Raw genomic sequence first — 23,047 nt, 5'->3', positions numbered from 1 at the left:
GCCGAGGGCCGGACCTGCGGGCCGGTGGTCCCGGGCCCGACGGGGCCGATCGGCCGGGAGCGCGCGCGGTCAGGAGGCGTACATCTCGTCCAGCACCGACCGGTACCGCGTCTCGACGGCCCTGCGCCGCACCTTCATGCTCGGTGTCAGCTCCCCCGCCTCGACCGACAGGTCGTGGTCGAGCACGCGGAAGTCCTTGATCGTCTCCCACCGGTTGAGCCGGGCGTTGAGCTCGTCCACGCGGGCGCGCACCTCGGCGTGCACCTCGGGGTCGTGCACGAGGGTGGCGTAGTCGCCGTCGGCCCGCCCGTGGGCGCGTCCCCACCGCGCCAGCGCGTCGCCGTCGAGGCTGATCAGCGCGGTCGCGTGGCTGCGCCCGTCCCCGTGGACGATCATCTGGCCGGCCAGCGGGCACACCGCCTTGAACAGGCTCTCGATGGCCTGCGGCGCGATGTACTTGCCGCCCGAGGTCTTGATCAGGTCCTTCTTCCGGTCGGTCACCCGCAGCCGGCCGGCCTCGTCCAGCTCTCCGACGTCGCCGGTCGCCAGCCACCCCTCCGGGTCCAGCACCTCCGCGGTGGCCTCGGGCCGGCCGTGGTACCCGCGCATCACCAGCGGGCCACGGATCAGGATCTCGCCGTCCTCGGCGATGCGGATCTCGGTGCCCGGCAGCGGCGTCCCCACCGTGCCGGGGGTGGGGTGGTCGAGGTCGTCCAGGCAGGCTCCGCCGGAGGTCTCGGTGAGGCCGTAGCCCTCGAGCACGGTCAGGCCCACCGCGGCGAACCACCTGGCGATGTCCGGGGAGAGCGCGGCGCTGCCCGACACCAGGTAGCGGATCCGGCCACCGAGCCGGGCCCGGATCTTCGACAGCACCAGCCGGTCGGCCAGCGCGTGCCGGGCCCTCAGCAGCGGACCCACCGCCCGGCCCTCGGCCCGGGCCCGGGCCGCCTGGGCGCCGACGGCGAACGCCCAGGTGCCGAGCCGGGCCGCGGCTCCGCCGCGCTCCTGCAGGGTCTGCACTATCGTCGCGTGGGTCTTCTCGAAGACGCGCGGCGGGCCGGCCATGAACGTGGGGCGGACGGCGGCCAGGCCCTCGACGATGCGGTCGACCCGGCCGTCCACCGCCGTGGCGAAACCGATCTGCAGTTGCACGGCTTCGAGCATCTTCCCGAAGGAGTGGGCCAGCGGCAGCCACAGGTACTGCAGGTCGTCCTCGCGGAGCAGCCCCAGTTCCTGGCCGGCGGCGGCGATGTAGGTCCAGCAGCGGTGCGGCAGCTCCACCCCCTTGGGCCGCCCGGTGGTGCCGGAGGTGTAGATGACGGTGGCCAGGTGCTCGGGGCGGACGGCGGCCACCGCCGCGTCCACGGCTCCCGGGTCCCGGGCGAGGTGGTCGGCGCCGAGCGCCCGCAGGTCGGCCGTGGTCAGCACCCAGTCGCCGTCCGCCGCGCCGTCGAACGTGACCACCCGGATCACGTCGGGCAACTGGTCGCGGCGGTCGCGCAGCTTGGCGATCTGGGCGTCGTCCTCGGCGAAGACCACCCGCGAGCCGCTGTCGGACAGGATGAAGGCCACGTCGTCGGCTCCGCAGGAGGGGTAGACGGTCGTCGTCGCCCCGCCGGCGCACATGACGGCGAGGTCGGCGTACAGCCACTCGACCCGCGTGGCGGCGAGGATGCCCACCCGCTCCTCCGGCCGCAGCCCCAGGGCGAGCAGCCCGGCCGCGAGCTCGGTCACCGCGGCGTCCGCGTCCCGCCACGTGACCGAGGTCCACCCGCCCCCCTCCACCGGGTGGCGGTACGCCTCGGCGTCCCCGCTCGCCGCCACGCGGTCCCGGAACATGCGGGCCACCGACGGTGCCGGCCTCGGGTGCATCCCGGCGTGCGGAACCGTGCTGGTCGCGGTCATGGTGTCTCCCGCCTCCCCCGGCCGGTCGACTGCCGGCCGGCCTGCGTCCTGCCCCCGACCATCGGGGCCCGTGCCGATCCTGCGGCCGGCGGCCGGTGACCCGGCACGGGCCAAGGTCCCCGCGGCAGGGCCGGACAGCCCGAACCGCGGGCCTGTGCGGTCAGCGGCGGCGGCAGGGCCGGCTCACCAGCGTCCGGGGCTGCACCGCACCGGGGTCGTCGAGGTAGGACTCCCACGCCTCCCCCGCCGGTTCGAAGCCGTGCTCGAGCAGCCACGCGTCCAGGGCCGCGTAGGTGTCGCCCAGGGACTCGTAGCTGCCCCGGTGCACGGTGGTGGCCGTGGTGCCGCCGGGGAGCTCGGCGGGGACCACCCGGTCCGCCGCACCCACCGGTCCGTCGGCCGGGAAGCCCGCCTCCAGGTGGAAGCCGTCCTCGACCACCCGGTAGCGCGCGAAGGGCGGCCCGGCCGGCCGGCGGTCCTGCCCGGCCAGCGCCCGGAGCACGGCGTCGAAGGCGCCGCCGAGGAAGGACGGCAGCCCGTCGCGGGTCGCGTGCCCGCGGACCACCGCGGCCGGGCGGGCGGTCGTCTCCGTCACGTCCACGTGGACGGTGCGCACCGGGTCCTCCACCTCTGTCGTCACCGTGCCGTGGCGAGCATCGGGCTCCGGCGCCACCGGTCGACAGGGGCCGGAGGTCCCGCGGCGCCCGGCCTTCCGGCTGGTCGCGACCGCACCGCCGGGACCCCCGGGGGACCGGAGTGGAAGGGACCGCCCGAACGGGACCTCCGCCCCTGCACCCCCGCGCACGGCGCTCGCCACGGTGGAGGAGCCCCATCCCCTTCCCAGCCAGAGGAGCACCCCATGACCGCCCTGCAGGAACGCGACCGGCGCACGCTGGAGTCGCCGTGGAGCCGGCTCGACCGCCTCTTCGACGAGTGGATGCGGACCGTGCCGGTACGCCGGATCCTGGGCGAGGCGCCCGGCGAGGACGTGATCCGCGTCGACGAGTACCGCGACGACGGCACCCAGGTCATCCGCGCCGAGCTGCCCGGCATCGACCCGGACAAGGACGTCGAGATCACGCTGACCGACGGCATGCTGCGCATCGACGCCGAGCGCCGGGTCGAGGAGGACGTGGAGAAGAAGGGCTTCACCCGGCACGAGATGCGCTACGGGAGCTTCACCCGCACCCTCCCGCTCGCCCAGGGGGCGACGCCGGACGACATCCGGGCCGACTACCGCGACGGCGTCCTGGAGATCCGCGTCCCCGTCGCGCCGCCGGCCGGTGAGGGGGAGCCGAGGCGGATCCCGGTCTCGAAGGCCTGAGCGCTCCCGGGCCGTCCCCGGCGACGCCGCCCGGCGGGGCACCTGCGCCGGGCGGCGGCTCGCGCGCGTCCGCCGGGGCCGGTCAGCCCGGCGGCTGCGCCGCGCGGGCGAGGTGGGCGAGGAACCAGTCCCGGGCCAGACCGGCGGCCGCGTCCAGGGTGCCCGGCTCCTCGAACAGGTGCGTGGCCCGCGGCACCACCACCAGCCGGTGCTCGCAGCGCAGCCGCGCCGCGGCCCGCTCGTTCAGCTCGAGCACCGCGTCGTCGCGGCCGCCGACCACGAGCAGCGTCGGGGCCTGGACGAGCCCCAGCCGCGGACCGGCCAGATCGGGCCGGCCGCCGCGGGAGACGATCGCGGCCACGTCCGCGCCGGGCTCCGCGGCGGCCCAGAGCGCCGCACCGGCTCCCGTGCTGGCACCGAACCAGCCCTGCGGCAGCCCGTAGCAGGCCGGATGCGCCGCCGCGAGGGCCGCGGCCTCGCCGAGCCGGCCGGCGAGCAGGGCGATGTCGAACACCCGCCGGCGGTCCCGCTCCTCCCCGGGGCTGAGGAGATCGACGAGCAGCGTGGCCAGCCCGGCGTCCCGGAGCACCGCCGCGACCCGCTGGTTGCGGGGACTGTGCCGGCTGCTCCCGCTGCCGTGCGCGAAGACCACCGCCCCGAGCGGGCCCGGCGGGACGGTGAGCCGACCGGCCAGCCGCGCGGTGCCGGACCGGACGACGACCTCCTCGTCGACCACCGGGACCGGCGTCGCCTCCGGCGCCTGCGGCCGGCCCGGCGGCGGGGGCGCCCCGTCGAGCACCTGCACCACCTGCTCGTCCTCGACCGGGCGGAAGTCGACGTAGACCTGCCCGACGGCGGCCAGGCCGGTCGGCGCCGCCAGCACCGCCAGCTCGTCGACCTCGGCGTCGAGCACCGGTACGGCCCGGGGGGAGCAGACGGGTGCGGCCAGCACCACCCGGGCCGCTCCCTGGGCGCGGGCGACCCGGACCGCGGCCCGGGCGGTCGCGCCGGTGGCGATGCCGTCGTCGACCAGCAGCGCCGTCCGTCCCTCCAGGGCGACCCGCGGCCGGCCCCGGCGCAACAGCCGGGCACGCCGGTCCACCTCGGCGCGTTCGCGCCGCTCGGCGGCGGTCACGGCCGCGGAGTCCACGGCGGCGTGCACGAGCACGTCCTGGTTGAGCACCAGGACGCCGCCCTCGCCCACGGCGCCCATCGCCACCTCCGGCTGGAACGGGACGCCCAGCTTGCGGACGACGAGCACGTCCAGCGGGGCGCCGAGGGCGCGCGCCACCTCGGCGGCGACCGGGACCCCGCCGCGCGGCAGGCCCAGGACGACGACGTCCTCCCCGCGCAGGTGCTCCAGCCGGCGAGCCAGCTCGCGGCCGGCGACGGTCCGGTCCGGGAACCGCAGCATGGGGCGATCGTCCGTCCGCCGGCACCGGCCCGTCAGGGCCGCTGGACCCCGGTCGACGGGCCGTCCGGAGTCCCCGGGACAGCGGCCACCGTCCCTCCTCCGCCAGCACGAGGTGCATCGCTGCCGGTCGCGGCCGGGACGCCACAGGCGGCACGCGCGAGGCACGCCACGCAGAGGGATGTCACGCAGCGGCGCGGATGCCATTCTCGTCCACGGCGGTGCGCGCGGCCGCCGGGCGAGGGCCCCACGGACTCCGGGAGGTCGGCGTGGTCTCTGACTCGCTCGTGTCCGGGATCGTGGGGTCGGCGTGGTTCCGCGACGACCGGGCGCCGTACGTGCTGCTCGACACCCGGATGCGGATCCGCGCGGTGAACGAGGCGTTCGTGCGGGCCACGGCGCATCCCGCCGAGCTGCTGCTGGGCCGGCCCGCGTTCGACGTCTTCCCGGCCGGTCCCTCCGATCCGGCCGGCGACGGCGTCCGGCGGGTGTCGGAGTCGGTGGAGCGGGTACTGCGTGCCGGTGCGCGTGACTGGATGGGCTTCCAGCGCTACGACGTGCCCGTGCTGGGCCGACCCGGGCGCTTCGCCCGCAGGGTGTGGGCGCCGGTGAACAGCCCGGTCCACGAGGACGGCCGCGTCACCGGCGTGCTGCACCACGTGCAGGACGTCACGGAGATCGCGGACGGCTGGCGCGGCGCGGCCCCCGTGCCCCGCGCGCACCTCGGGGACGTCGCCGAGGAGCTGGCGAGCCGGTTCCCCGAGGTGCCGGCCGAGGAGGTCGTGGCGATCGTCACCTCCTCCGAGCGGCTCGTGCTGGAGACCCTGCGCGGCCCGGACCCCCTCCGCTCCGCCGAGCTGGCCACGCTGCGGCTGGAGATCCGCGCCGGCCGGCCGATGAGCGACGCCGGCCGGCCGATGAGCGACGCCGGCTGACCGACGGCGGCTGCGACGCGGCGGCAGGAACCTGGCGCCTCGGGGCGAGGAGCGGTAGGGAGGACCCCCGCCCTCGAGGAGCACTCCATGGCCGACGCCGCCACCCCGCTCGAGGAGTTCCGGCTCGTGATCGGCGGGCACCCGGTCGATGCGCTGTCGGGCCGGACGTTCGCCTCGCAGGACCCCTACACCGGCCGGCCGTGGGCGGTCGTCGCCGACGGGGGCCCGGAGGACGTCGACGCGGCGGTCGCCGCAGCCCGCGCCGCCCTCGACGGCGAGTGGGGCGCGATGACCGGGTTCCAGCGCGCGGCGGTCCTGCGCTCCTGCGCAACGGCGCTGGAGGCGGCGGCCGACCGGCTGGCGCTGCTCGAGGTCAGGGACTCGGGGAAGCTGCTGCGCGAGATGCGCGGGCAGGCGCGCGCCCTGCCGCAGTGGTTCTTCTACTTCGCCGGCCTCGCCGACAAGCTGGAAGGGCGGACGATCCCGCCGCTCAACCCGAACTACTTCGGGTACACCCAGCGCGTCCCGGTCGGCGTGGTCGGCGCCATCACGCCGTGGAACTCGCCGCTGCTCCTGCTCACCTGGAAGCTGGCCCCGGCGCTGGCCGCCGGCAACACCGTCGTGGCGAAACCGTCGGAGCACTCCCCCGCCTCCACGGTCGCCCTCGCCGAGGTGCTGGCCGGGGCGGGACTGCCGGCAGGGGTGTTCAACGTCGTGCCCGGCTGGGACCGGTCGACCGGCGAGCACCTCGCCGGGCACCCCGGCGTGGACAAGATCGCGTTCACCGGGTCGACGGCGACCGGGGTGCGGGTCGCGCGGGCGGCCGTGGCCAACGTCAACCGGGTCACCCTCGAGCTCGGCGGCAAGAGCGCACAGGTCGTCTTCCCGGACGCCGACCTCGATGCCGCCGCCAACGGGGTGGTCGCCGGGGTCTTCGTCGCGACCGGGCAGACCTGCATGGCCGGCTCCCGGCTCGTCGTCCACGCCGACGTCCACGACGCGCTGGTCGAGCGGGTCGCGGCGCGGGCCCGCACCATCACGCTGGGCGACCCGACCGAGGCCGGGACGGAGATGGGCCCGGTCGCCAACGTCCCGCAGTACGAGAAGGTGCTCGGCCACCTGCGCGGCGCCCGTGAACAGGGTGCGACCTTCGCCTGCGGCGGCGGGCCGGCCGCCGCGCTCGGCGGCCTGTTCGTCGAGCCGACCGTGGTCACGGGCCTGCCGCCGACGGCGTCGATCGTCCGTGAGGAGGTGTTCGGCCCGGTGGTCGCGGCGCTGGAGTTCACCACCGAGGACGAGGCCGTGGCCCTGGCCAACGACACCTCCTACGGGCTGGCAGGCGCCGTGTGGACCAAGGACGTGCACCGGGCGCACCGGGTCGCCGCCCGGCTGCGCGCCGGCACCGTCTGGATCAACGCCTACCGGGTGGTCGCTCCCAACATGCCGTTCGGCGGCTTCGGCCGCAGCGGCCTCGGCCGGGAGAACGGCACCGAGGCGCTGCACGAGTACACGGAGACCAAGGCGGTGTACGTCGAGCTGACCGGCGGCACCCGCGACCCGTTCCAGCTGGGGTGATCGGCGCGGGCGAGGGGCGTGCCGGGCAGGGGCCGAGGACACCGGGGCAGGGACCTTCGCCCCGCCCGCCGGATGGTCACCCTGCGTCACCATGAGACCGGGGCGGCTCGCTCGCACCCGGCGGGTGGGGCCCAGGGACGGGAGGCCGCACGTGGATCTCGGCATCGACCTCGGCACCACCACCACGGTGGTCAGCGACCCCCGGCGCGGCGTCGTCTTCGACGGCCCGAGCACCATGCTGCTGCAGGCCGGCGCGCGGCGGTTGCGCGCGCTCGCCGTCGGCGCGGAGGCCGCCGAGCTGCTCGGCCGGGCCCCGGCCCGGTACACCGCCGTCCGCCCGGTGCACGACGGGGGGATCGCCGACCTGGAGACCGCGCGGGCCTATTTGCGGGCGGTGCTGCGGCGGGCCGGCCGGCGGGCGTGGACGCCGCTGCGCGCGGTGGTCGGCGTCCCCGCGGGGGCCACCGCGCTGGAGGTCCGGGCACTGCTGGAGGCGGCCGAGGAGGCCGGTGTCCGCCCGGTGACGGCGCTGGACGACACCGTCGCCGGTGCCGTGGGCTGCGGTCTCGACCCGCTCGACCGGCGGGTGCACATGGTCGTCGACGTCGGCGGCGGCACCGCTCAGGCGGTGGCGTTCTGCTACGGCGGCGTCCTGGCGTCGCGCACCTGCGCGCTGGGTGGCGAGGAGATGACCGGCGCCGTCGTCCGGTTCCTGCGCGAGCAGCACCAGCTGCACGTCGGCGAGCTGGAGGCCGAACGGATCAAGGTGCTCGCCGCCGCGGAGGACGCCACCCTCGTCGCCCAGGGACGCGACGGCGCCACCGGCCGCCCCGGGCTGGTGACCGTGCCGGCGGCCGAGGTGGCCGCGGCGCTCCGGCCGGTCGTGGCCGAGGTGGTGCGCTCGCTGACCGGGTGCCTGGACGAGCTCCCGCCGCAGGCGGTGGCCGACCTGCTCGGCGAGGGGGTGCTGCTCATCGGCGGCTCCTCCCTGGTCCCCGGCCTCGCGCAGGAGCTGGAGCGGGCGCTGGGCCTGCCGGTCAAGCCGGCCGAGGAACCGCTCACCTGCGTCGCCGAGGGCGCCGCCCGCGCGCTGCGCGACCGGTCTCTGCTGGCGGCCTACGGCCGGAGGTGATCCCCGGGCCCGCCGCCGGCCGGCAGGTCGGCCGCGGAGCCCGGACGGTCAGGGACCGGCCACCGGTCCGGTGGCCAGGATCTCCGCCCGGTGGTCGAGGTAGTAGCGCAGGCCGTCGGCCGCCACACCCGACGCGCTGTTGGCACCCGACCCCGGGCCCTGGGTCAGCACGGTGAGGGCGATCTCCGGGGCCTCCATCGGCGCGACCGCCGACATCCAGTTGTCGTACTCGTCGTCGCGCAGGCCGCCGTCCTGGGCCGTGCCGGTCTTCGCCCCCACCGTCACCCCGTACACCCCGGCGCGGGTACCGGTACCGCCGGTGACGACGTCCACCATCCCGTCGCGCACCGGGCCGAGATCGGCGGCGAAGGGCAGCGGCGTGACCGCCGGCGCCGGCAGCGCCGTGTGCGCCGTCCCGGTGCCGACCGTCATCCCCAGCCGCGGGGTCACGAGGCTGCCGGTGGCCAGGGCGGCGGTCCACAGCGCGTTCTGCAGCGGCGACACCTGGATCTCGCCCTGCCCGATGCCGAGGATCACCGTCGACCCCCCGTACCAGGTGCCGCCCCGGGCCTCGACCGACCCGGGAGTGCCGAGGTAGCCGGCGGACTCCCCCGGCAGGTCGATCCCGGTCGGCCGCCCCACGCCCAGCGCGGTGGCCGTCTCGGCGACCGCCTCCGGGCCGAGGGCGAGCGCGAGCTTGTAGAAGTACACGTCGTTGGAGACGGCGATGGCCTGCCGCAGGTCCATCGGGCCCATCGGCCGCCAGTTGCCGAAGGTGTGCCCGCCGTAGGTGAAGCTCGCCCCGGTCGGCACCACGAGGTCCGGCGACCACACCCGGTGGATCTGGTTGGCCGCGGCCACGACCAGCTTGAACGTCGACCCCGGCGGCACGACGGCCTGGGTGACGTGCTCGAGCATCGGGGAGCCCGGTGCCTCGGCCGCGGCCTGCAGCGCCGCGGCGTCCAGCGGCGGCCCGTAGAGGTTGTTGTCGAACGACGGGTAGCTGGCGATGGCCAGCACCTGGCCGGTCCGCGGGTCCATCGCCACGGCGGCGCCGATCTTGTCCCGGGGCCGCGGCTGGGCCCGGACGGCCGCGGCGACCCCCGCGTCGAGCCGGCGCTGCAGGCCCAGGTCGAGGGAGAGCCGCAGGTCCGCCCCGCGCACCGGCTCGCGGCGCTCCCCGAGCGCGACCGGCACGCCCCGCGGGTCCACGTACACGCACTGCCGTCCGTTGATCCCGCGCAGGACCGCGTCGTACTGCCGCTCCAGGCCGGCCCGGCCGACGATCTCCCCCGCCGGCAGGTTCGGCCAGCGCTGCTCGTCCTCGGCCGTGGCCACCCCGACGAAGCCCAGCACCGGCCCGAGCAGCGCCCCCTCCGGGTAGGTCCGGCGCGGCTCGGGGACGACGAGGACGCCGGCGAGGCCCGCGGCGGTGACCGCGTCGGCGACTCCGCGGGGCACGTCGGCCACCGGCAGCGACAGCGTGGTGTCCGCGGTCGCGTCCAGCTCGGCCTGCAGGTCCGGGCGAGGGCGGCCGACCAGGTCGGCGAGGCGGTCGACGTCGGCGGGCCGGGCACGCAGCAGGGCGGGGACCACGAGCACCCGGTCCACGCCCGCCCCGACGTCGGCGGCGTTCACCGCCAGCGGCGCGTCGTGCCGGTCGGTGATGGCTCCCCGCGGCGCCGGCAGGCGCAGGCAGCGCGTCATCTGGTCGTCGCCGACGACCTGCAGCTCCTCCCCGCGGGTCGCCTGGAGCCGCCAGCCGTAGAACCCGAACGACAGCATGAGCAGCGACAGCGCGACCGCGCCCAGCCGGACCAGCCGCGGACGGATGCTGCGCCGCGACACCGGTGCCCACAGCCGGCGCCGCGCACCGTCCCGGCGGACGGACAGGACGACGCCGATGGCGGCCAGGTGCACGACCAGCGCGGTGCCGCCGTAGCTGAGCAGCGGGAACGGGACGCCGGCCAGGGGCAGCAGGCCCAGGTTGGCGCCGACGGAGACCACGGTCTCCACGCCGATCAGGATCGCCAGCCCGCCGGCCACCAGCGCGCCCTGCGGGGTGCGGGCCGCGCGCCCGGCCAGGGCCAGCCGCCACACCAGCAGCAGGGCGGCGAGCACCACCAGGGCGCCGGCCGCCAGCCCCCACTGACCGACCAGGCTGGCCGGCGCCAGGTCGGTGTCGCGCTCGGGCAGGTACTGCGCCCGCAGCTCCCGCAGCGGGTCCTCGCCGCGCCCGAACAGCCCCGCCGAGCCCAGGGCGATGTGCGCCTGCCGGACGGCCCAGCCCGACCCGGTCGGCGACTCGTGGGCGCCGACCAGGAAGCTGCCGAGGCGGGCCACCTGGTAGGGCCGCAGCATGCCGATCAGCAGCGGCGCCGCCACTGCTGCGGTGGCGGCCAGCGGCAGCAGGAACCGCGCCGGCACCCGTCCGAGGACGAGCATCACCGTGGTCAGGACCACCAGCAGCATCGTGGTGCTGAGGTCGGGCTGCAGCAGGGTCAGGCCGATCGGCACCGCCGCCAGCACCAGCGCCAGCCAGAAGCGCTGCCACGCGGGCCGGCCGGACCCCAGGACGGCGGCCAGCACCAGGAGCAGGCCGATCTTGGCCAGCTCCGAGGGCTGGAAGGTCAGCGAGCCGATGGCGAACCACCGGGTCGCGCCGTTGGCCGACAGGCCGACCGCCAGGACACCGACGAGCAGCAGCACCGCGAACACGTAGGTCACCCAGGAGAGCGCGGCCAGGGACCGCGCACGGAACCGCCAGGCCGCCGCGAGCGCGAGCAGCCCACCGGCGGCGATGAGCCCCTGCCGGGCGGCGAGGTCGGCGGCGCCGACGAGGACCAGGTTGGCCAGGCCCAGGCCCACCAGGGCCAGCGCGGCGACGACGGCCAGCAGGTCGAACGCGGCGCCCCGCCGGTCGCGGCGCGCCTCGCGGGTGCGGCGCCGCTCGGTGACCTCGGGAGCTCGGGCCCTCGACACGTCCGATCCCCTCCTGCGGCCGTCAGCCGGGACCGGCGCCGGAGCTGCAGGACCCGACCGCCACCGGCGGCGAGGCGGCGACCGCGGGCGCGTCGGTGACCGCGCTGACCGCGATCCCGGCGGCCGGGGGCAGCGGGATCGTGCCGACCGCGACCGCCGACCCGGCCTGCGGGGCGACGGTGACCGTGCCGCCCGGGACCGTGCCGGCGGCACCGGTGCACCGGTCCAGCACGCGGTAGGACCAGGTGACGACCGAGGTCTCGGCACCGGGGACCAGCCGGACGAGCACCCGAACGGCGCACGGCGCGCCCGGTGCGCACGCGTCCAGCAGGCGGAGGTCCACCCCGGCCACGCGCCCGGCGGCCGGGGCCGCGGCCGCCGGGACCGGGGGGTCGGCGGACGGCCCGGTCGACGACCGCTCCGTCCCGTCCCGGCCGGCGTCCAGGAGGAGAGCGATGTCCGCGGCGATGTCGTCGCGCAGCAGCACGACCTCGGCCGCGACCACGGCGGCGAGCACCACGAGGGACACCAGCCAGGCGCCGAGTCGCCGTCCGGTGGCCCGGGGCCGGCCCGCGGGGCCGCGCTCGGCGGGCCGCTCCGCCCGGGCTGCGCCGCCGCGTGCGGCGGGCCGGCCGGCGACGGACCGCGGTACCGGCCGGGACGCCGGACCGGGCACCGCCCGGACGGTCCGCACCAGGGCCGCGAGTTCCGCGCGGACCGCCGGCCCGTCGGCACGTGCCGCTGCCTCCCGCACCCTGAGCCGTGCCGCGTCCGCTCCGGGAAGGGCCTCTCCCGCGTGACGCACGTCGGCGAGCAGCCGCTCCTCGGCCGGCCCGGCCGGGTGGGCCGCCGCCGCGATGTCGGCCAGGAGCGCCGCCGCCCGCTGCGGCCGCGCCGCCTCGCCCGGCCGCCCGGCCCCGCCGGCGGGCCCGGGCAGCACGCGGCCGTCGGCGGTGACGACCGGAGCCGCCGGGCCGCCGCGGTCCGCGCCGTCGAGCACGCCGGCGGCCAGCTCGACGGCCTGGGCGGGGGTGAGCCGGGCCAGGGACAGCAGGTGACCCAGGTCCACGCCCTCCGGGTCCCGCGGGCCGGTCACGACGCCGCCACCCGCACGAAGTCGCGCCCGTCGAAGCGCCACCGGACGGTCAGGGGGACCGACGGGCCGCCGGCGTGGGTGTCGGCCGGGCCGTAGGCCCGCATACCGGCGACGATCTCCTGCCCGCGGACCGCCAGGCCCGCCGGGTCGTAGACCGGCGGGATCTCCGTCCCCCGCCGCAGCGTCCGCGGGGAGGGCAGGACGCCGAGCCGGGTGCCGTCGGCCGCGAAGGCCTGCACCTCCTGGAGCTCGCCGTTCGACGGCTGCGGGGAGCAGCTCAGCAGCACGGCGGTGTCGGCGGCGCCGTCGCCGTCCAGGTCTCCGCGCGCCGTGGCCGAGACCCGCACGTCGTAGTGGTCGTAGTGGGGTGGCACCGCGGCGTCCGCCGGCACCCGGGCGGTGCCGCGGACGACGGTCGCCCGCAGCTCGCCGGGGGCCACCCCGTCGCACGTCAGGGAGTAGGTGGTGTCCAGCCAGTCGACCGCGGTGGCGGCCGGGGGCGCCGGCCGGCCCGGGTCCGGCTCGGCGGCGCAGCCGGCCAGGGCCGCGGCCACCACGACCAGGAGGGCCGGGACGACCGGACCCGGCGTCCCGGCCCGCCTGCTGCCCTCCACCATCGCGACCCCCGAGCCTCGACTCAGCCGTGGGAACCGAACGGCACCGGTCCGTCCCGTACCGCGGATCCTGGCCCCCGCCGGTCGGTGTGCGGCACCGACCAAGGTCCCTCCTCCCGGTGACCCAGAGCCCGTCGGGCCCGTCCGGGCCCTTGCTCACCCGGGCGGGTGCCGTTCGCCCCTGAGGGGCCAGGAGGGAGCCGGGGAGGCTGCCCGCAGGACGCCGGTCGACGCCGGAGGTGGGCCGTGACGAGTGCGGGCAGTGCCCGCGGCCCGAGCCCGCTCGACGCAGCGCTCGACGTCTTCCGGGTCCGCCAGTACTTCGACGTGCTGACCCGCGCGCGCGATCTCGCCGTCGGCGTCGCGGCGGACCTCGGCTTCCTGGGCACGGTCGGGCGTGCCGTGCTGCCCCTCCCCCGGCGGCGGCCCCGCCCGCACGGCGCCCCGTTCCCCACGGAGCGGGCTGCGGGCGTGCCCGCCCTGACCGGCCGGGTCGGCGTGGTGAGCACCGGCGGCAGCGGAGCCCTGGCCTCGCTGATCGGTGTCGCCCGGGCGTTCGAGGAGACCGGCACCCGGGTGGCGGTCTGGTCGCTGTGCTCCGGGGGCGCGCTCTTCGGCTTCCCGCTGGCGGCCGGGCTGTCCGCGGCCGAGACCGCGCGGCTCGTGGGCTCGCTGGAACCGCGGAAGCACGTCGACGTGTCGTGGCGCGATCTCGGCCGCGCCCTGCTCGACGGTGACCGCGGCTGGGCCGGGCTGGTGCGGGGCAACCGCCTGGAGGAGTTCTACCGCCGCCGGCTCGGTGACCGCACCCTCGGGGAGCTGGTCACCCCTGCCTACGCGCCGATCTGGAACATCGAGACCAACACCGTCGAGTACCTCGGGCCGCGGACGTACCCGGACCTGCCCGTGGCGCGGGCCGTCCGCCTGGCCGTCTCCCTGCCGCTGTTCGTGCAGCCGGCGGCGCTGGGCGGGCGCTGGTGGTGCGACGGCGGCATCGTCGACATCTTCCCGGTGCACCCGGTGCTGGACATCGAGCCGCCGGTGGACACCGCGCTCGCGGTCAACGCCTTCTACCCGCCCGGGTTCGCCGGCGAGGACGCGACCGGCTGGGAACGACGCCGGCTCAGCCTGCTGGCGGTGGCCGGCCAGGTGCGCACCAGCCAGCAGGTCCAGCTGGCCCGCGAGAACCTGGCGCGTCTGCATGCGGCCGCGCGCGTGCTGATGGTGGAGCCGGTGCCGTACCGGGAGCTGCGGGGCACCGGCTTCTACGCGCAGTTCCTCGACCCCTCGGGCTGGCCGGAGTTCATGCGCGCCGGCCGGCGGACCACGCTCGACGCCCTGCGCGACCGGCCGGACCGGGAGCCGCCGCCCGCGCCGGGCCCGCCGTCGCGCGGGAACGGTCGGCCGGACGGCGACGGGATCGAGGCGCACCGGTCGTGACCAGGTCGCCGACGCGGCCGGCCCGGGAGCGGACGTCCGGGAACACCGCGGCCCGGTCGACCGTTGGCGCAGATACCCCCCGGGGTATATGGTCGGAGCTGCCGATCGGGAGAGGAGACCCCCGTGATCCCCGAGATCGACCCCACGACGCTCGCCGTCCGCCTGCGTGCGGGCGCCGTGCTCGTCCTCGACGTCCGCGAGCCGGACGAGTACCGCCGCGGGCACGTGCCCGGTGCACGCAACCTCCCGCTGGGCCGGCTGCGGTCCCAGGTCGCCGGGCTGCGGCCGGGCGTCCCCGTGTACGTCGTCTGCCAGTCCGGACGCCGCAGCGCCGAGGCCACGGCGTTCCTGCGCACCGCGGGCGTGGACGCCACCAACGTGGCCGGCGGCACCGCCGCCTGGATCGCCTCCGGCCACCCCTGCGACAGCGGCGCATGACCCGCCGGCCCGAGAGGAGCACCCCGATGACCGTCACCGTCCTGACCCTGGACACCCCCGGCCTGGGTGACCGGACCTACCTCGCCCACGACGGGCAGGTGGCGCTGGTGGTCGACCCCCAGCGCGACACCGACCGCGTGCTGGCGCTGGCCGAGGCCGCCGGCGTCCGCATCACGCACGTCCTCGAGTCCCACATCCACAACGACTACGTGACCGGCGGGTACGAGCTGGCCCGTGACGTCGGCGCCCGGTACCTGCTCAACGCCGACGACCCGGTGTCCTTCGACCGCGTCGGGGTGCGGGACGGCGACGTCGTGGCGGTCGGCGACCGGATGCGGGTCCGGGTGCTGCTCACCCCGGGTCACACGCACACCCACCTGTCGTTCGCGCTGTCCGACGGGGACGAGCCGGTCGCGGTGTTCACCGGGGGCTCGCTGCTGTACGGCTCCACCGGCCGGCCGGACCTGCTCGGCCCCGACCACACCGACACGCTCGCCCACGCCCAGTGGCACTCCGCGCGCCGGCTGGCCGCCGAGCTGCCCGACGCGACCGCCGTCTACCCCACCCACGGGTTCGGCAGCTTCTGCTCGGCCACCCAGTCCGACGCGACGGCGAGCACCATCGGGCAGGAGAAGCTGGCCAACCCGGTGCTGACCAGCGACGAGGAGCGCTACGTCGCCGACCTGCTGGCCGGCCTGGACGCCTACCCGGCGTACTACGCGCACATGGCCCCGGCCAACTCCGCCGGACCGGCCGACGTCGACCTCTCGCCCCCCGAGCCGGCCGACCCCGCGCAGCTGCGGGAGCGGATCGAGGCCGGCGAGTGGGTGGTCGACCTGCGCAGCCGGACCGCGTTCGCGGCCGGGCACGTGCGGGGCACGCTGAACTTCGGCCTCGACGGCCCCTTCGTGACCTACCTCGCCTGGCTCATCCCGTGGGGCACACCGGTCACCCTGCTCGGGAAGACCGCCGGCGACGTCGCCGAGGCCCAGCGGGAGCTGGTCCGGGTCGGCATCGACCGCCCGGCCGCCATGGCCACCGGCGGGCCCGCCGACTGGTCCGGCGGGCAGCCGCTGCGCACCTACCGCACCGCCACCTTCGCCGACCTCGCCGCGCAGCTGCGGCGGTCCCCGGACACCGTGGTCCTGGACGTGCGCCGCGACTCCGAGCGCGCCGGGCAGCACATCGCCGGCTCGCTGCACATCCCGATCCACGAGGTGCTGGGACGCATCGACGAGGTGCCGGCCGGCGAGGTCTGGGTGCACTGCGCCGGTGGCTACCGGGCGGGGGTGGTCGCCGCGCTGCTCGACGCGCACGGCGCCGAGGCGCACCCGCTCGACGTCGTGGCCGTCGACGACTCCTTCGACGCGGCCGGCCCGGCCGGGCTGCCGCTGGTCACCGAGCGCGAGGAGGTGCCCGCGTGAGCCGGACCGTCGACTCCCCCACGCTCGCCGGACGCCTCGGCGGGACCGGCGACCGGCTCCCGACCCTGATCGACGTCCGCACCCCGGCCGAGTTCGAGGCCGGGCACATCCCCGGTGCGGTCAACGTCCCCCTCGACGAGCTGCGCGGCTCGCTGGACGACGTGTGCCGGCTGCTGGACGACCACCACGACGTCGTCCTGGTGTGCCGCTCGGGAGCCCGCGCCGGCCGGGCGCAGGAGGCCCTGCAGTCCGCCGGCCTCGCCTCCCCCGCCGTCCTCAGCGGCGGCATCGCGGACTGGGAGCGCGCCGGCGGCGCGGTGAACAGGGGCCGCCGGACCTGGGAGCTCGAGCGCCAGGTCCGGCTGGCCGCCGGTTCGCTCGTGCTCGCCGGGATCCTCGCCAGCACCGTCGCACCGGCGGCGAAGTGGCTGTCCGGCGCCGTCGGCGGCGGGCTGGTGGTCGCGGCGGCGACGAACACCTGCGCGATGGGCACGGCGCTGGCCCGGATGCCGTGGAACCGGCGCGGCGCCACGCCCGCGGGCTCGGCGCTGGACCGGCTGACCCGGCAGGGGTGACCTCGTGCTCCTCGCGCTCACCCTCGCCCTGGCCGTCGTCGTCGGGCTGGCCCTGGGCCTGCTCGGCGGCGGCGGGTCGATCCTCATGGTCCCGCTGCTGGTGTACGTGGCCGGCATGGAGACCAAGGAGGCGATCGCCGCCTCGCTGGTGGTCGTCGGCGTCACGGCAGCGGTGAGCGCTGTCGGGCACGCCCGCGCCGGCCGGGTGCGCTGGCGGACCGGGCTGCTGTTCGGGCTCGCGGGCATGGTCGGTGCGTTCGGCGGGGGGCTCCTCGGCGGGCACCTGCCCGGGCCGCTGCTGCTGGCCGGGTTCGCGCTGATGATGCTCGCCACCGCGGTCGCGATGATCCGGGGACGACGCACCGCCGTCCCCGCTCGGCCGCACGCCGAGCTGCCGGTGGGGCCGGTCCTGGTGGAGGGCGTGGTGGTCGGCCTGGTCACCGGGCTGGTCGGCGCGGGCGGAGGGTTCCTCGTGGTGCCGGCGCTGGCGCTGCTCGGTGGGCTGCCGATGGGCGTGGCGGTGGGCACCTCCCTGGTGGTCATCGCGATGAAGTCCGGCGCGGGGCTGGCCGGCTACCTCACCACCGTGCCGGTCGACTGGGCGCTGACCGGCGCGGTCACCGCGGCCGCGGTGCTCGGGAGCCTGGCCGGGGCCCGCCTGGTCGACCGGGTGCCGGCCGACGTGCTCCGCCGCGGCTTCGGCTGGTTCGTCCTGGTCATGGGCGCCGTCGTGCTCGTCCAGCAGGCACCCGCCGGACTGCGGGCGCCGGCGCTGCTGGCGCTGCTCGGCGTCGCCGCCGCGGGAGTGGCCTGCTGGTCGCTGGTCCCCCGCTGCCCGCTGCGCGGCGCCGGCGCGCTGCGGGCGGGGCGGGCCTGAGCGACTCGCCGGCGGCGCGGGAATGCCCGGTGGCCGCGGCGCGCTGCACCGGCGCGGATACGGGGAGGGGTACCGGCCCCTCCGGGAGGAGGACCCGTGCAGCTGGAGAACGCCTCGGTCGTCGGGGACGTGGTCAAGCGCCTGCGCCGGGCGGAGGGGCAGCTGGCCGGCGTGATCCGCATGCTCGAGGCCGGCCGCGACTGCGAGGACGTGGTCACCCAGCTCGCCGCCGTGTCCCGGGCGCTGGACAAGGCCGGCTTCGCCATCATCGCCACGGGCCTCGAGCAGTGCATCACCGCCGGCACCGAGGGCAGCGGCGTCGACCGCGTCCGGCTGGAGAAGCTCTTCCTCTCCCTGGCCTGACCGCCGAGATGGCCGGGGGTGGCTCGTCAGACGAGCGTCGTCTCGCGGACGCCGAGGGACTGCCAGTACGCGTTGAGCGCCCGGTTGGTCCGGACGAACCAGATGAACGGTCCGACGAGGATCAGCATCCCCGGGAAGAACCACAGGGCGGTCAGCGCACTGACCGGCTTGTCCTGCCCGCGCCGCTCGTAGAGCCGGCCCACCTCGTCGCTGAGCAGGAACGGGTTGACCAGGCCGAAGATCAGCGCGATGACGAGCGCCCAGACACCGCCCAGCCCCTGCCCGCTGTGCCGGCGCATCTCCTCGTGGACCTGGAAGTAGTAGACGAGCGCCCAGATCCCCAGGGTCACGACGACCAGCAGGATGGTCATCCCCGTGGGGCGCAGCCGGCCGGGTGGCCCGTCGGACCGTCCGGCCGGCTGCCCGTAGGGAGCGAGTCCGGGGACCTCCGGCATGGGCGCGTACCCCGCGGCGCCGGCCGGGGATGCCTGCGCGAACGGCGGAGCCGGGTCCGGCCGACCGGGTGACGGTGGCGTCGCTGGCGTCGTCATGGTGGTCCTCTCCCCTGCCGGCCCACCGGCGCCTCCGGCGGGTCCGTGGGCCAGCCAACGACGTCCCTCGGCCACCGGCTGCGGTCGAGGGTCCCTGCTCCGCGGACCGAACGGCCGTGGCTGCACCCGCTGGCAGCGACGTGAGAAACCTGCTTCACTTGTCCCCGGAGGGGAGTACCCCCAGAGCGCCCCGTCGTCAGTACGGCCCCGCGGGAGGGGCTCGGCGGGGCGGGCACCGGCTCGCGGCCGGCGCCGGGAGAGACCTCCGGTCGGTCCGACCGGAGGAGAGATCCGTGGACGTCCCCACCTGGCTGTGGCTCGCGGTGCTGGGCCTGATCGTCGTCATGCTCGCCGTCGACCTGTTCGCCCACCGGCGGGCGCACATCATCGCCGTCCGCGAGGCCGCGCTGTGGTCGGCGGTGTGGGTGGCGATCGGCGTGGGCTTCGGCGCGTGGGTGTGGTGGGCTCACGGCGCCGAGTTCGGCCAGCAGTACTACGCCGGCTACCTGATCGAGAAGTCGCTCGCCGTCGACAACGTGTTCGTCTGGGCGATCATCTTCACCTACTTCGCCGTCCCCCGTGAGTACCAGCACCGGGTCCTGTTCCTGGGCGTGCTCGGCGCCCTGGTCCTCCGCGGGCTGTTCATCGCCGGCGGGTCGGCCCTGATCGCCAGCTTCGGCGCGGTCCTCTACCTGTTCGCCGCGTTCCTGCTGTGGACCGGCTGGCGGATGCTCCGCCAGCGCGACGAGCACATCGACCCCGCCCGGTCACGCACCCTGCGGCTGTTCCGCCGCTACGTGCCCATGACCGACGCCTACCACGGCCAGCGCTTCCTGGTCCGCCGCGCCGGCCGGCTCGTCGCCACCCCGCTGCTGGCCGTCCTGGTCCTCGTGGAGGTCACCGACGTCGTCTTCGCCGTCGACTCGATCCCGGCGATCTTCGCCGTCACCGACGAGACGTTCCTCGTCTTCACCGCCAACGCCTTCGCCATCCTGGGCCTGCGGGCGATGTACTTCCTGCTGGCCGACCTCATCCACCGCTTCGTCTACCTCAAGGTCGGCCTGGCGCTGGTGCTCATGTGGGTGGGCGTCAAGATGCTGCTCAAGATCGACGTCTACTACATCCCGACGACGATCAGCCTGGCCGTCATCGCCACGATCCTGGGGGTCGCGGTCGCGGCCAGCCTGCGCGCCACCCGCGGGCAGAGCCGCCGCGCCGTCCCGGCGCCCGTGGCCCCGCCGTTCCGCGCGGCGACCGAGGCCGAGCTCGCCGACACCGAGCCGCTGCTGCCGCGGCGCGGCCGGCAGCGGGTCGGGTGAGCGCGGGCCGGCCGGCGCGGGCCGCCGGTGCCTGCGCCGGACGGCCCACCCCGCCGGGACCCCCGGCCCTGGCCCGGCGGCGGCGCACCCGGCGAGGCTGGCCCCCCGGACCGGACCGAGGAGGACCCGTGAGCCGTCGCAGCACCCGATCGCCGCTCCGTTCCGCCGCCCGTGCCGCCGCCGCCCGGGCTCTCGCCGGCGGGGGCTCGGCCGGCAGCGGCATGGCCTGATCGCCGGCCGCACGATGCGGTGGAGCCTGGCGTCGGCGGCCGCCCTCGGGGCGGGCTACGCGGCGCTGCAGTGGCTGGGCCGGACCGCCGGCGCGACCCGGGCGGAGCGCCGGCGCCTGCTGCCCGGCGACGACCTGTGCCCCTCCCCGCAGGCGACCACGACCCACGCCATCACGATCGACGCGCCGCCGGGGCACGTCTGGCCGTGGCTGGTGCAGATGGGCTGGGGTCGCGGGCAGTGGTACACCGCCCGCTGGGTCGACCGGCTGCTCTTCCCCGCCAACGGCCCCAGCGCCGACCGGCTGGTGCCGGAGTGGCAGCGCCTCGCCCCCGGCGACCGGATCCTGGACGGGCCGCCGGAAGCGGAGTGCGCGTTCGTCGTCCGCCGCGTCGAGCGCGACCGCTGCCTGGTGCTGCACTCCCGCGAGCACCTGCCGCCGGGCTGGGCGCAACGCCATGCGGCGGGTATCGACTGGAGCTGGGCCTTCGTCCTCGAGCCGCTGCCCGGTGGGCGCACCCGGTTCCTGCTCCGGAGCCGGCTGCGGCTGTGGCCCCGCTGGGTCGAGGCGGGCTACGTCGTGGCGGTCGTCCCGGCCGACTTCGTCATGTCCCGCCAGATGCTGCGGGGCGTCAAGCGCCGGGCGGAGGCCACCACGGCGGCCGACCTCGCCGCGCTCGGTGTCCGCACCTGACGGGCCCGCCGGCCGGGCCGCGTGACCCGGCCGGCCGGACCTCACCGCAGGACGGCGACCTTGAGCGCGCCGGAGGCCACCGGGTCGCCGAACAGGTCGTAGGCCTGCGGCACCTCGTCGAAGCCGAAGCGGTGCGTGACGATGCGGCCGGCGTCGAGCTTCCCCGCCTGCAGCATGCGCAGCAGCATCGGCGTGGAGTTCGTGTCCACCAGCCCGGTGGTGATCGTGACGTCGCGGATCCAGAGGTCCTCCAGGTGCAGCGTCGTCGGCTTGCCGTGCACGCCGACGTTCGCCACGCGCCCGCCGGGACGGACGACGTCCACCGCCAGGTCGAACGTGCCGGGGATGCCGACCGCCTCGATGCCGACGTCGGCGCCCAGCCCGCCGGTGATCTCCCGCACCCGCGCCACGACGTCGTCGTCCGGGGAGAGGACCAGCTCGGCACCCAGCGACGTCGCGGCGGAGCGGCGGGCCTCCACGGGGTCGACGACGACGATCTGCTGCGGCGTGTAGAGGCCGGCGGTCATGACCGCCGCCAGGCCGATCGGCCCGGCGCCGACGATGACCACGGTGTCGCCGGGACGGACCGCGCCGTTGAGGGCACCCACCTCGTAGGAGGTGGGCAGGATGTCGGCCAGCATCAGCGCCGCGACGTCGTCGACCCCCTCGGGCAGCCGGTGCACCGACCCGTCGGCGAACGGCACCCGGACCGCGTCGGCCTGGACCCCGTGGGTGGTGTGCCCGAGGATCCAGCCCCCGCCGCCGAGGCACTGCCCGTACCGGCCCTCGACGCAGTACCGGCACCTCCCGCACGCGGTGATGCAGGAGACCAGCACCCGGTCCCCCACCGCGACCGTGCGCACGCCGGGCCCGACCTCGGTCACGGTGCCGACCGCCTCGTGGCCGAGCACGGTGCCCGGCGGTACCTCGGGGACGTCACCGCGCAGGATGTGCAGGTCCGTGCCGCAGATGGTGAAGCCGTCGACGCGGACGACGGCGTCCTCGGGGTCCTCGATCCGCGGGTCGGGCACCTCCTCCCAGCTGCGCTTGCCCGGGCCGTAGTACACGAGCGCCTGCATGGCGGTCTCCCCTCGGTCGTCGGTACGCCCAGTCCACCCCCGGTGCGGCTCCGGTCCCAGGTGACGGAGGTCCCCCCGGGCCGGGCCGCTCGGCCCGCGCTCCCCGGGACGGCGGCGGCCGGTCAGGATGGCGGCATGCCGAGCAACGACGCCGTCCCCCCGCCCGCCGTCCCCGACCACGCCGCCGCGCCGGGGGGCCGCGTCGTCGTCGGCGTCGACGGCTCCGAGGACGCGGTCCGCGCCGCCCTCCTCGCCGCCGGCGAGGCGCGGCGGCGCGGGCTGCCCCTCCTCCTCGTGCACGTGACGCCGTGGAGCACCGGGGACGACGCGCTGCCGGTGTCGTCGGCCGAGGCGCGCGCGGAGTTCCGGCAGAGCGCCGCCCGGCTGGTGGAGGCGGCGGCCGAGACCGTCCGCGCGGAGACGGGCCTGGCCGGCGTCACGGCCGAGGTCGTCGACGACCACCCGGTCGACGGGCTGCTCGCGCTCTCCGCACAGGCGGCCCTCCTCGTCATCGGCACGACCGGCATCGGCCGGCTCCCCGGGCTGCTCCTCGGCTCGACCGCCGGCGCGGTGGTGCAGCACGCCCGCTGCCCGGTGGTCGTGCTGCCCGCCGAGCCGGTCCCGGCCGACGGCGCCCCGGTCGTCGCCGGGGTCGACGGGTTGCCCGGGCACGAGGAGGTGCTGGCCTTCGCCGTGGCCGAGGCGCAGGCCCGGGGCGCCCGGCTCGACGTCGTGCACGCCTGGCGCGACGCCGGCCTGGAGGCCGCGCTGGGCCGCTTCGGCGGGCTCGTGGACTGGCCGGCGGTCGAGGCCGTGCGGCGCCGGCACCTGGCGGAGGTCGTGGCCCCCTGGCGGGAGCGGGCGCCGGGCCTGGAGATCCGGGAGGTCGTCGTCCGCGAGCGCGCCGTGCCCGCGCTGCGCGAGGCCGCGGGCGCCGCGTCGCTGCTCGTCCTCGGCCACCGGCCCCGACGGCTGCTGGCCCGGCTGGGTTCGACCACGCACGGGGTCCTGCACCGCGTGCCCTGCCCGGTGGCGGTCGTGCCGCTGCGGGACGATGCCTGAGCCGGCCGGGCGGTCGGCGACGG

General features: G+C 77.0%; 21 protein-coding genes. 13 read left to right on the top strand and 8 right to left on the bottom strand.

The genetic code is table 11. The annotated features are described in order from the left end of the window. Positions 1-69 precede the first annotated feature (69 nt). Positions 70-1,905: an AMP-dependent synthetase/ligase gene (locus ACK586_RS07710; protein WP_409329875.1), complete on the bottom strand. Its 1,836-nt coding sequence runs from the start codon at positions 1,903-1,905 to the stop codon at positions 70-72. A 160-nt stretch (positions 1,906-2,065) separates the two neighbouring features. Next, entirely contained in the window at positions 2,066-2,521 is a 456-nt protein-coding gene (locus ACK586_RS07705; protein WP_409329874.1) for a GyrI-like domain-containing protein, read from the bottom strand. 243 nt (positions 2,522-2,764) lie between these two features. Here ACK586_RS07705 and ACK586_RS07700 point away from each other — a divergent pair, with 243 nt between their 5' ends. Further along, entirely contained in the window at positions 2,765-3,229 is a 465-nt protein-coding gene (locus ACK586_RS07700; protein ID WP_409329873.1) for an Hsp20/alpha crystallin family protein, read from the top strand. An 82-nt stretch (positions 3,230-3,311) separates the two neighbouring features. Here the strand turns inward: ACK586_RS07700 and ACK586_RS07695 are convergent, their stop codons facing one another. Further along, positions 3,312-4,643: a phosphoribosyltransferase family protein gene (locus ACK586_RS07695; protein WP_409329872.1), complete on the bottom strand. Its 1,332-nt coding sequence runs from the start codon at positions 4,641-4,643 to the stop codon at positions 3,312-3,314. A 266-nt stretch (positions 4,644-4,909) separates the two neighbouring features. Here ACK586_RS07695 and ACK586_RS07690 point away from each other — a divergent pair, with 266 nt between their 5' ends. From ACK586_RS07690 to ACK586_RS07680, 3 genes are all read left to right on the top strand, one after another. Next, on the top strand, positions 4,910-5,575 hold the full coding sequence (locus tag ACK586_RS07690) for a PAS domain-containing protein (RefSeq protein WP_409329871.1): 666 nt from the start codon (positions 4,910-4,912) through the stop codon (positions 5,573-5,575). An 87-nt stretch (positions 5,576-5,662) separates the two neighbouring features. Continuing rightward, positions 5,663-7,150 (top strand): aldehyde dehydrogenase, encoded by a 1,488-nt coding sequence (locus tag ACK586_RS07685; RefSeq protein WP_409329870.1) that lies wholly within the window; start codon positions 5,663-5,665, stop codon positions 7,148-7,150. Between the two features lie 151 nt (positions 7,151-7,301). Further along, positions 7,302-8,282 (top strand): rod shape-determining protein, encoded by a 981-nt coding sequence (locus ACK586_RS07680; protein WP_409329869.1) that lies wholly within the window; start codon positions 7,302-7,304, stop codon positions 8,280-8,282. A 48-nt stretch (positions 8,283-8,330) separates the two neighbouring features. Here ACK586_RS07680 and ACK586_RS07675 read toward each other — a convergent pair whose 3' ends face one another. Genes ACK586_RS07675 through ACK586_RS07665 form a run of 3 tightly spaced genes read right to left on the bottom strand, consistent with a single transcriptional unit; the run spans position 8,331 to position 12,977 of the window. Beyond that, the gene (locus ACK586_RS07675) at positions 8,331-11,264 is read right to left on the bottom strand and encodes an FtsW/RodA/SpoVE family cell cycle protein (protein ID WP_409329868.1); all 2,934 of its coding nucleotides are present in this window, start codon (positions 11,262-11,264) and stop codon (positions 8,331-8,333) included. Positions 11,265-11,286: 22 nt separating this feature from the next. Beyond that, positions 11,287-12,360 (bottom strand): hypothetical protein, encoded by a 1,074-nt coding sequence (locus tag ACK586_RS07670; RefSeq protein ID WP_409329867.1) that lies wholly within the window; start codon positions 12,358-12,360, stop codon positions 11,287-11,289. Further along, positions 12,357-12,977 (bottom strand): hypothetical protein, encoded by a 621-nt coding sequence (locus tag ACK586_RS07665; protein WP_409329866.1) that lies wholly within the window; start codon positions 12,975-12,977, stop codon positions 12,357-12,359. Before ACK586_RS07665 ends, ACK586_RS07670 begins: the two co-directional genes overlap by 4 nt. A 243-nt stretch (positions 12,978-13,220) precedes the next feature. On the opposite strand from ACK586_RS07665, the gene ACK586_RS07660 reads away from it, so the two are divergent. From ACK586_RS07660 to ACK586_RS07635, 6 genes are all read left to right on the top strand, one after another. Further along, positions 13,221-14,414 carry a patatin-like phospholipase family protein gene (locus ACK586_RS07660; protein ID WP_409329865.1) on the top strand — a complete coding sequence of 398 codons (1,194 nt, stop codon included), beginning with the start codon at positions 13,221-13,223 and terminating at the stop codon, positions 14,412-14,414. A 123-nt stretch (positions 14,415-14,537) separates the two neighbouring features. Next, on the top strand, positions 14,538-14,852 hold the full coding sequence (locus ACK586_RS07655; RefSeq protein ID WP_409329864.1) for a rhodanese-like domain-containing protein: 315 nt from the start codon (positions 14,538-14,540) through the stop codon (positions 14,850-14,852). A gap of 26 nt (positions 14,853-14,878) precedes the next feature. Beyond that, complete coding sequence (locus ACK586_RS07650) at positions 14,879-16,276, top strand: MBL fold metallo-hydrolase (protein WP_409329863.1); 1,398 nt, start codon at positions 14,879-14,881, stop codon at positions 16,274-16,276. Then, the gene (locus tag ACK586_RS07645) at positions 16,273-16,851 is read left to right on the top strand and encodes a rhodanese-like domain-containing protein (RefSeq protein WP_409329862.1); all 579 of its coding nucleotides are present in this window, start codon (positions 16,273-16,275) and stop codon (positions 16,849-16,851) included. Before ACK586_RS07650 ends, ACK586_RS07645 begins: the two co-directional genes overlap by 4 nt. Positions 16,852-16,855: 4 nt before the next feature. Beyond that, positions 16,856-17,728, top strand: a complete 873-nt coding sequence (locus tag ACK586_RS07640; RefSeq protein ID WP_409329861.1) for a sulfite exporter TauE/SafE family protein — start codon at positions 16,856-16,858, stop codon at positions 17,726-17,728. A 96-nt stretch (positions 17,729-17,824) separates the two neighbouring features. Then, positions 17,825-18,091, top strand: a complete 267-nt coding sequence (locus ACK586_RS07635) for a metal-sensitive transcriptional regulator (RefSeq protein WP_425330373.1) — start codon at positions 17,825-17,827, stop codon at positions 18,089-18,091. 26 nt (positions 18,092-18,117) lie between these two features. Here ACK586_RS07635 and ACK586_RS07630 read toward each other — a convergent pair whose 3' ends face one another. Then, positions 18,118-18,642: a DUF4234 domain-containing protein gene (locus ACK586_RS07630; RefSeq protein WP_409329860.1), complete on the bottom strand. Its 525-nt coding sequence runs from the start codon at positions 18,640-18,642 to the stop codon at positions 18,118-18,120. Positions 18,643-18,935: 293 nt separating this feature from the next. Between ACK586_RS07630 and ACK586_RS07625 the strand changes: the two genes are divergently transcribed. After that, complete coding sequence (locus ACK586_RS07625; protein ID WP_409329859.1) at positions 18,936-19,961, top strand: TerC family protein; 1,026 nt, start codon at positions 18,936-18,938, stop codon at positions 19,959-19,961. A gap of 244 nt (positions 19,962-20,205) precedes the next feature. Then, the gene (locus ACK586_RS07620) at positions 20,206-20,883 is read left to right on the top strand and encodes a hypothetical protein (protein WP_409329858.1); all 678 of its coding nucleotides are present in this window, start codon (positions 20,206-20,208) and stop codon (positions 20,881-20,883) included. Positions 20,884-20,924: 41 nt separating this feature from the next. Here the strand turns inward: ACK586_RS07620 and ACK586_RS07615 are convergent, their stop codons facing one another. Continuing rightward, positions 20,925-21,962 carry an alcohol dehydrogenase catalytic domain-containing protein gene (locus ACK586_RS07615; RefSeq protein WP_409329857.1) on the bottom strand — a complete coding sequence of 346 codons (1,038 nt, stop codon included), beginning with the start codon at positions 21,960-21,962 and terminating at the stop codon, positions 20,925-20,927. Positions 21,963-22,097: 135 nt separating this feature from the next. Here ACK586_RS07615 and ACK586_RS07610 point away from each other — a divergent pair, with 135 nt between their 5' ends. Beyond that, complete coding sequence (locus tag ACK586_RS07610) at positions 22,098-23,024, top strand: universal stress protein (protein ID WP_409329856.1); 927 nt, start codon at positions 22,098-22,100, stop codon at positions 23,022-23,024. The last annotated feature ends 23 nt before the right edge of the window (positions 23,025-23,047 follow it).

The sequence above is a fragment of the Trujillonella humicola genome, from assembly GCF_046233715.1.
GTDB classification, from domain to species: Bacteria; Actinomycetota; Actinomycetes; order Mycobacteriales; family Geodermatophilaceae; genus Trujillonella; species Trujillonella humicola.
Note: the sequence above shows the minus strand (reverse complement) of the source record. Positions and strands in the feature narration are given on the sequence as shown.